This is a genomic window from Nocardia sp. NPDC057353, from assembly GCF_042667085.1.
GTDB lineage: Bacteria > Actinomycetota > Actinomycetes > Mycobacteriales > Mycobacteriaceae > Nocardia.
In genome coordinates, this window is sequence record NZ_JBHVAK010000006.1 from 73,880 (window position 1) to 81,990 (window position 8,111).

Annotated in this window: 8 protein-coding genes and 1 pseudogene; 6 read left to right on the plus strand and 3 right to left on the minus strand. The window is 71.1% G+C overall.

Features of this window, described 5'->3' with window-relative positions; translation table 11 throughout:
* Window positions 1-125 precede the first annotated feature (125 nt).
* From ACFUUZ_RS04670 to ACFUUZ_RS04680, 3 genes are read right to left on the minus strand one after another with little or no spacing between them, the layout of a single operon-like run.
* The gene (locus ACFUUZ_RS04670) at window positions 126-1,235 is read right to left on the minus strand and encodes a flavin-containing monooxygenase (RefSeq protein ID WP_378692524.1); all 1,110 of its coding nucleotides are present in this window, start codon (window positions 1,233-1,235) and stop codon (window positions 126-128) included.
* Window positions 1,232-2,473 (minus strand): MFS transporter, encoded by a 1,242-nt coding sequence (locus ACFUUZ_RS04675; protein WP_378692526.1) that lies wholly within the window; start codon window positions 2,471-2,473, stop codon window positions 1,232-1,234. Before ACFUUZ_RS04675 ends, ACFUUZ_RS04670 begins: the two co-directional genes overlap by 4 nt.
* Window positions 2,470-3,840: an NAD(P)-binding domain-containing protein gene (locus tag ACFUUZ_RS04680; protein WP_378692527.1), complete on the minus strand. Its 1,371-nt coding sequence runs from the start codon at window positions 3,838-3,840 to the stop codon at window positions 2,470-2,472. The genes ACFUUZ_RS04675 and ACFUUZ_RS04680 overlap by 4 nt, the downstream gene beginning before the upstream one ends.
* A 118-nt stretch (window positions 3,841-3,958) precedes the next feature.
* Between ACFUUZ_RS04680 and ACFUUZ_RS04685 the strand changes: the two genes are divergently transcribed.
* From ACFUUZ_RS04685 to ACFUUZ_RS04710, 6 genes and pseudogenes are all read left to right on the plus strand, one after another.
* On the plus strand, window positions 3,959-4,780 hold the full coding sequence (locus ACFUUZ_RS04685; protein ID WP_378692528.1) for a helix-turn-helix domain-containing GNAT family N-acetyltransferase: 822 nt from the start codon (window positions 3,959-3,961) through the stop codon (window positions 4,778-4,780).
* Window positions 4,781-4,853: 73 nt separating this feature from the next.
* Window positions 4,854-5,261: an ArsR/SmtB family transcription factor gene (locus ACFUUZ_RS04690; RefSeq protein WP_378692529.1), complete on the plus strand. Its 408-nt coding sequence runs from the start codon at window positions 4,854-4,856 to the stop codon at window positions 5,259-5,261.
* Window positions 5,258-6,343, plus strand: coding sequence for an ACR3 family arsenite efflux transporter (gene arsB, locus ACFUUZ_RS04695; protein WP_378692530.1), 1,086 nt, complete (start codon window positions 5,258-5,260; stop codon window positions 6,341-6,343). The genes ACFUUZ_RS04690 and arsB overlap by 4 nt, the downstream gene beginning before the upstream one ends.
* An 11-nt stretch (window positions 6,344-6,354) precedes the next feature.
* Window positions 6,355-6,597, plus strand: a pseudogene (locus ACFUUZ_RS04700) (low molecular weight phosphatase family protein); the annotation flags it as partial.
* Between the two features lie 180 nt (window positions 6,598-6,777).
* Window positions 6,778-7,464, plus strand: a complete 687-nt coding sequence (locus ACFUUZ_RS04705) for an arsenate reductase ArsC (RefSeq protein ID WP_378692626.1) — start codon at window positions 6,778-6,780, stop codon at window positions 7,462-7,464.
* Window positions 7,461-7,874 carry an arsenate reductase ArsC gene (locus ACFUUZ_RS04710; RefSeq protein ID WP_378692531.1) on the plus strand — a complete coding sequence of 138 codons (414 nt, stop codon included), beginning with the start codon at window positions 7,461-7,463 and terminating at the stop codon, window positions 7,872-7,874. Before ACFUUZ_RS04705 ends, ACFUUZ_RS04710 begins: the two co-directional genes overlap by 4 nt.
* Window positions 7,875-8,111: the final 237 nt, after the last annotated feature.

Genomic DNA, 8,111 nt, shown 5'->3' on the forward strand with positions numbered 1-8,111 from the left:
TTGCGAGACAATATGTCACTGTCAAGTCATTATGTCTCGGCAGTGACGTTATGGTGTTGCACCATTCGTTCCACGGAAGGCGAGGGGGCAGAGATCGAAATCGGGACCGGATCGAACCTGGCCGCCTACGCGCTGCGCTCCATCCCGCGCCCCGGCCGTGCGGGATTCGACGTGCGGGCGAATTGCGTTGAGCGGGTCAGGATGGTGGCAACCCGGTGGGCGTCGCGTCCGACTCCGCGGAGTGAGGCCGAGGACAGGCTGCGTTGCCACTCCAGGCCGAGGTAGGCCAGGCCGGGATAGGTTGTGGACAGCCCGCCGCGATGTCGTGGCGTGCCGTCGGTGGTGAGCGCGCCCAGCGCGGCCAGCCAGCCGAGGTCGGGGCGGTAGCCGGTGGCGGTGATGAGGACCTCGACGGGGGTTTCGCTGTCATCAGGCCAGCGGGCGGTGTCGCGGGTCAGCGTGGTGAACATCGGGCGCAGGCGCGGGCGGTCGGCGGTGATCGCGGCGCGATAGATGCCGGTGTCGAAGACGGGTGCGGTCGGCGGGCGGGTGATGAACCGGCCCAGGGGTGCGGCATCGAGGCCGGTGCGGGTGAACCAGAAGTGGATATCGCGGCCGAGCGGGCGCTGCGGGACCAGCCGTGGCGGTATGCGGGAGGTCAGGGTGACAGAGGCGGCGTGGTCGGCGAGGTCGGCGGCGATCTGGACCGCGGAGTTCCCGGCCCCGACCACGAGGACGTGACGACCCGCGAAAGGGTCCGGGTTGCGGTAGTCGGCGGCGTGAATCAGCCTGCCTGCGAACAGTTCCTGTCCAGGAAGGGCGGGCCGATTCGGGTTCCCGAACCCGCCGGTGGCGGCGACGAGCCGAGGTGCGGTGAACGTTCGGCCGGTGCTCGTGTGCACGGCGAAGCCGGTGTCGTCGCGTTCGACGGCGGTGACACGGGTGCCGGTGCGGATCTCGGCGTCGAGGCCGGTGGCGTAGCCGCGCAGGTAGTCGGCGACTTCGTCGCGGTGCGGGTAGTGGTCCGGGTCGCCGGGGAAGGGCCGGCCGGGTAGCGAGCTGTAGCGGGCGGGTGAGAACAGGGTGAGGCTGTCGTAGTAGCGCGGCCACGACCCAGCGGTGTCCGTGCTCGCTTCCAGGACGAGGGTGGACAGTCCGGCGCGGGTGAGGTGGTGGGCGGCGGCGAGGCCGGATTGGCCGGCGCCGACGACGATCGCGTCGAGGTCGGAACTCATGAATCACTCTCCGAGGCAACGGGTTCAGGTGAGCGGGTGCGTGGTGTTGCGGCGAGGCCGAGCACTGCGGCGGCCGCGGCGATGGCAGCGAGGACGAGGTAGGCGTTGGCGTAGCTCCCGGTAGCAGCAGACAGGGCGGTTCCGGCGAAGGGGGCCAGGGCCATGACGATGACGATGGGGGCGTTGAGCAGCCCGCCCAGGCGTCCGTAGTGGGTGGCGCCCCAGCGGTCGGTGACCGCGGTGGCCTGCACGAGGGTCGTCAGGCCGCGGACCAGTCCGGCGCCGATGGAGATCGCGACCAGCGTGGTGACGGTGGCGGCCAGGCCGAGCAGTGCGGTGGTGGCCGCGGTGGCGGCCAGGAGCGCTATCAGCCGCGTGGCGGGGCTGGTGCGGGCGGCGAGCTGGAGGTAGCCGAGCCGTCCCAGGACCTGCCCAGCCCCGCCGAGCCCGAGCGTCCAGGCGGCGAGGGTGGGGCTGAAACCGTGTTCGAGCAGCAGCGGGACCAGGTTGAAGACTCCGGCGAACGAAGCGAACGCCCCGAGGGCGAGCGCGGCGGTCAACGCCAGGAATGCCGGGGAGCGGGCGATGCGGTCGTGGCGGTCGAACTCGGCCGCGGCCGGTGGTGGCGGGTCGGGCCAGGGTCCGCGCAGCCCGAACCAGTGCGCCGGGATCGTGATGGCCGCGAGTACCCCGGCCAGGATCAGGTAGGTGGTGCGCCAGCCGGTATGGAGGTCGAGGGCGGCGGTGAGCGGGGCGAATACCGTGGAGGCCAGCCCGGCGACCAGGGTCAGGATCATCAGCGCGCGAATGCGGTCGTCGCCGTGCCAGCGGGTCAGGGCGGCGAAGGCGGGCGGGTAGAGCACCGCGCCCATCGCCACCCCGGCCGCGATCCACCCGGCGAAGAACAGGACCGGGTTCGGTGCGGTCGCGACGACGAGCAGCGCGGGGACAGCGGCGATCGAGCCCGCGGTCATCACCGTGCGAGGCCCGGTCCGGTCCAGGATGCGTCCGACGGGGATGCCGGTGAGCGCGGCGGCGAGCTGCCCGGCCGAGAAGGCGGCGGTGATGACCGGTGCCGACCATCCGGTGCCGGTCGTGATCGAGGTCGAGAGCACGGGGAAGGCGTAGTAGAGGATGCCCCAGCTGGTGATCTGGGTCGCGCACAGCACGATCAGCACCCGGCGCCGACCGGAGGCATCCAGTCCGGTCGGCGCGGGCGCGGTGCCGGTGGTGCTCACGCGCCCCGGGAGCCGGGCGCGGCCAGCGTGATCAGCTCCGGGACAGTACTTGCGGACGGGGTGCCGCAGCAACCGCCCCCGGCGGTGTCGGCGGCGGGGTCGTCGAAGACTCCGGCACCTCCGCAGACACCGGTCTCGGGCAGGGTGAGCTCGACCCGGCGCGCGGCCTCGTGGTCACCGGCCAGTTCGGCCGCGACGGAGCGGACCTGTTCATAGCCGGTCATCGCCAGGAAGGTCGGGGCTCGCCCGTAGCTCTTCATCCCCGCGGAGAAGAACCCCGGCTCGGGATGAGCCAGCTCGAGCACGCCGTGCGGGTAGACCGTGCCGCAGGAGTGCACGTTCGGGTCGATCAAGGGTGCCAGCCGCACCGGCGCCTGCAACGCCGGGTCCAGCTCCAGACGGATCTCCGACAGCCAGGACAGGTCGGGGCGGAAACCGGTCAGCGCCACCACCCGGTCCACCTCGGGAATCCGGGCCCCGGAGTCCGCGACCAGCTCGACGCGCCCCTCGGCGTCGGGTTCGATTGCGGTGGTGCGGAATCCGGTCACCACCCGCAGCAGCCCGGCCTCGACCGCGCGGCGCGCGCGCTCGCCGAGGGCGCCGCGGGCCGGGAGTTCATCGGCCGCGCCACCGCCGAAGGTGGCGCCGATCTCGCCACGCCGCAACACCCACGTCAGCCTGGTGCCCGGCGTCGTTTCGGCGAGCCCGGCCAGGGCCACGATCGCGGTCAGAGCCGAGTGCCCGCTGCCCGCGAGCACGGTATGCGCACCGGCGTAGCGGGCGGCGGTGGCGGGGTCGTCGAGGTCGGGCACCCGGTAGCCGAGCACCCCGGCCGCGGCGGCGGCGCGCTCGCCGAGGGCGGGCAACCCGTCCCCGCCCAGCGGGTTCGGCGCACCCCAGGTACCGGAGGCGTCGATGACCGCCCGCGCGGTGATCCGCTCCTCACCACCATCGCCACGGCGCACGTGGACGGTGAACGGTTCCCCCTCCCGTCCGGCATCGACTACCCGGTCACGACCACGCCGCGCCACCCCGACGACCTCGACCCCGGTCCGCACCACATCCGCACCCAGCGCGGCCGCCAGCGGCTCGAGGTAGTCGCGCTGCCATTCCTGCCCGGTCGGGTAGGCGTCGGCATCGGGGGTGCTCCACCCGGTCGGTTCCAGCAGCCGGGCAGCGGCCGGGGCGATCAGCTCACCCCACCGGGAGAACAGCCGCACGTGATTCCACTCCCCGACCGCAGCCCCGGCGGCGGCGCCGCGCTCGAGCACGAGCGGGGACAGGCCACGCCCGGCGAGTTCGGCGGCGGCGGCCAAGCCGGTCGGACCGGCACCGATCACGACCACAGGCAGATCGTCGTTACTCATCACGTCTCCATTCATCGACGGTCATCGATTGATGGGCGCGACTGTATCGACAGACGTCGATGAAAGCAACCATCGATGACCATCGATTGATTGCACGACACGCAATAGACTGTCGTGTATGACATCCCTCGACATGCCCGTCGTCCGCGACGCCGACGCCGTGCGCGCCGAGGTGGTGCCACTGCCGGTGGCGGAGGCAACGACCTACGCGGCTTGGTTCGCATGCCTTGCCGACCCGACGCGGGTGCGGCTGTTGCACCAGGTCGCCGCCCGCCCCGGCGGGACCACGATCGGGGAATTGGCCGAAGCGCTCGGAGTCGGGCAGCCCACGGTCTCGCATCACGTGCGCAAGCTCGCCGAGGTCGGGTTCGTGAGCGTGTCCAAGCGGGGCACCACCAGCGTGGTCGCGATCAACCCCGCCTGCTGCACCGGTCTGCCCCACGCCGCCGACGCGGTCATGGGCGCGCTCGGGCAGCGCCCCTGCTGCCCGTCCGACGTTCCCGCCGACGTGACCGTGCGCGCCATGACCGATGCCGATCTGCCTGTCGTCGTGCGCCTCGGCGGTGCCACCTCGGTGCAGGACTGGTTGCCCGAACATCGCTGGATCGCCGAACGCGACGGCGGCATCGCCGGGTGGGCTGCGTTGTCCCGGTCCCCGCTCGGCCCCGCCGACGACGGGATCGCCGAGAGCACTGTGTTCGTCGCCGAGGACCAGCGCGGCCACGGTGTCGGTAAGGGTTTGATCCGCTCGCTGGTCATCGCCGCCGACGAGGCCGGGCTGCGGACCCTGAGCACCGGAGTCCTGCCCGCCGACCGGGCCGGACTCGCCTTGCACCACTCCGCCGGATACCGCACCGTCGGCATCCGCGAACGCCTCATCGACATCGACGGCACCTGGCACGATGTCGTCTTGCTCGAACGCCGCAGCCCCGTCAACTGACCCCACGCCCGTCGGACGAGCGTTCACCTGCCGTTCGCTTGCCCTGAGATTCGATATCGATCAATATCGACCTATGTCGAAGTCACAGCTGCCGGTGATCCCGATCCAGGCGTGCACCGCCTCGCCCCTGGTCCGCGAACCCCTGACCACGCAGGGCGCGGCGGAACTGGCGAGCGTGTTCCGGGCGCTGTCGGACCCGGTGCGGTTGCAGCTGCTCAGCTCGATCGCCTCACGGTCGACGCGCGAAGCGTGCGTCTGCGACATCTCCGCGGGCGTCGAGGTGTCCCAGCCGACCATCTCCCACCACCTCAAGGTGTTGCGCGAGGCCGGGCTGCTCGAATCCGAGCGCCGCGCCTCCTGGGTGTACTACCGCGTCGTGCCCGAGGCACTGGCCCGCATCGGCGAGCTGCTGCACCTGCCCGCCACCACCGGCGCCGACATCGGCACCGAGGCGGACTGCTGCGGGCAGGTCCCCGCATGAGCACCACCGCCACCGAACCCGCGGTCGTGGGCAAGCTGTCCACCCTCGACCGGTTCCTGCCCGTCTGGATCGGCGTTGCGATGGCCGCCGGGCTGCTGCTGGGCCGGCTCATCCCCGGTCTGGGCGACGGGCTGAGCGCGATCGAGATCGACGGCATCTCCCTGCCCATCGCGATCGGGCTGCTGATCATGATGTACCCGGTGCTGGCCAAGGTCCGCTACGACCGCCTCGACACCGTCACCGGCGACCGCAAACTCCTGGCCGGATCACTCGTGTTGAACTGGCTGCTCGGCCCCGCGCTGATGTTCGCGCTGGCCTGGATCTTCCTGCCCGACCTGCCCGAGTACCGCACCGGCCTGATCATCGTCGGGCTCGCCCGCTGCATCGCCATGGTCATCATCTGGAACGACCTCGCCTGCGGCGACCGCGAAGCCGCCGCGGTACTGGTGGCGCTGAACTCGGTCTTCCAGGTCGTCATGTTCGCCGTGCTCGGCTGGTTCTACCTTTCGGTCCTGCCCGGCTGGCTCGGCCTGGAACAGACCGGCATCGACGCCTCCCCCTGGCAGATCGCGAAGTCGGTGCTGATCTTCCTCGGCATTCCCCTGCTCGCGGGCTACCTCACCCGCCGCTTCGGCGAACGCGCCAAGGGCCGCGACTGGTACGAAACCCGGCTACTCCCGGCGATCGGCCCGTGGGCCCTCTACGGACTGCTGTTCACCATCGTGATCCTGTTCGCCCTCCAAGGCGACCGCATCACCTCCCAGCCCCTCGACGTCGTCCGCATCGCCATCCCGCTGCTGGCCTACTTCGCCCTCATGTGGGGTGGCGGCTACGCCCTCGGCGCGCTGCTCGGGCTCGGCTACGCCCGCACCACCACGCTGGCCTTCACCGCCGCGGGCAACAACTTCGAGCTCGCTATCGCCGTCGCCATCGCCACCTACGGCGCCACCTCCGGCCAGGCACTCGCCGGCGTCGTCGGCCCGCTCATCGAAGTCCCCGTCCTCGTCGCCCTCGTCTACGTCTCCCTCGCCCTGCGCACACGCTTCCGCACCGACCCGATCGAGGGGAGCGTGCAGCCGTGACCACACCGTCGGTGCTGTTCGTCTGCGTGCGCAACAGCGGCAAATCCCAGATGGCCGCCGCGCTCCTGCGCCAGGCGGGCCCCGGAATCGTGCGCGTGCACTCCGCGGGCACCGACCCCGGCGCCGGCCTCAACCCGCTCTCGGTCCAGGTACTCGAAGAGGTCGGCGCCACCGTCGACGGTGAACACCCCAAACCCCTCGACCCGGCCCTCGCCGCCCACGCCGACATCGTGGTCGTGCTCGGCCGCGAAGCCGAACTCGACCTCCCATCCGGACCGCGGCTGATCCGCTGGGACACCGACGAACCCTCCACCCGCGGCATCGACGGCATCGAACGCATGCGCCTGATCCGCGAAGACATCGCCGCCCGCGTGCAGGCACTGCTCACCGAACTCATCGACACCCACCAGTCCACCTCCACCGACGGAGAGACCATGACCGACGCCAGCCCCGTCGCCCGCTACCTGCGCGAAGACCTCACCATCGACCAGCAACTCGCCCTCAAGACCGCCGCCACCCGCTTGCAGCGCGAGTTCGACGGCGTGTTCGGCACCGAGACCATCGAACGGTTCCTGCACACCTCCTACGACCAGTTCGCCGGACGCGCCACCGTCGTCAACTACCTGCCCCTGCTCGCCGAGCGCTTCGCCCGCCAGCGCCTCACCGCCCTCGCCCGCGTCGAGGGCAAGGCCCACACCGGCACCCCCACCGTGCTGTTCCTGTGCACCCACAACGCCGGACGCTCCCAGATGGCCCTCGGCTTCTTCACCCACCTCGCCGGAACCAACGCCGTCGCCTGGCCCGGCGGCAGCGAACCCGGCGACCAGATCAACCCCGCCGCCATCGAAGCCATGGCCGAAGTCGGCATTGACATCACCGGCGAATTCCCCAAACCCTGGACCGAAGAGATCATCCAGGCCGCCGACGTCGTCATCACCATGGGCTGCGGCGACGCCTGCCCCCTCTACCCCGGCCGCCGCTACGAGGAATGGACCCTCGCCGACCCCGCCGACCTCACCCTCGACGCTGTCCGCCCCATCCGCGACGACATCGAAACCCGCGTCCGCGCCCTGCTCACCGAACTCGACATCCCCATCCCTGGAAAGGCGACCGCCCAGTGACCACCGGCAAACCCAGCGTGCTGTTCGTCTGCATCCACAACGCCGGACGCTCCCAGATGGCCCAAGGCTTCCTCATCCACCTCGCCGGTGACGCCATCCACGCCCACTCGGCCGGTTCCGACCCCGCCGCCACCATCAACCCCGCCGCGGTCGAGGCGATGACCGAACTCGGCATCGACATCAGCGCCCAGACCCCGAAGAAACTCACCTACGCCGCCGTCGAGGCCGCCGACGTCGTGATCACCATGGGCTGCGGCGACGCCTGCCCCGTCCTGCCCGGCACCACCTACCGCGACTGGCAGCTCGACGACCCCGCGGGCAAGGGCGTCGACGCGGTACGCCCGATCCGCGACCAGATCCAGCAGCGAGTCCAGCAGTTGGTGGACGAACTACTGGGGGCGCGCACCTGACGGTTCGACAGCCGCGCCGGCGCGGCCCGTGCACGGACGCACCTCGACGGCGCATCCGCCAACTGCCCCTACACCGGCAACCGCCAGATCCACCAACGGCAACTCAACACGCACTGTGCGACTGCGCTAACCATCAGCGCAGTCGCACAGCCCCTCTAGGCCCCGGGGCGCGGGGCGGTCGGGGCAGGGGGGGGGGTAGTCGGGGGGGGAGGGGGGGGGTCTGCGGGGGTAGATGTG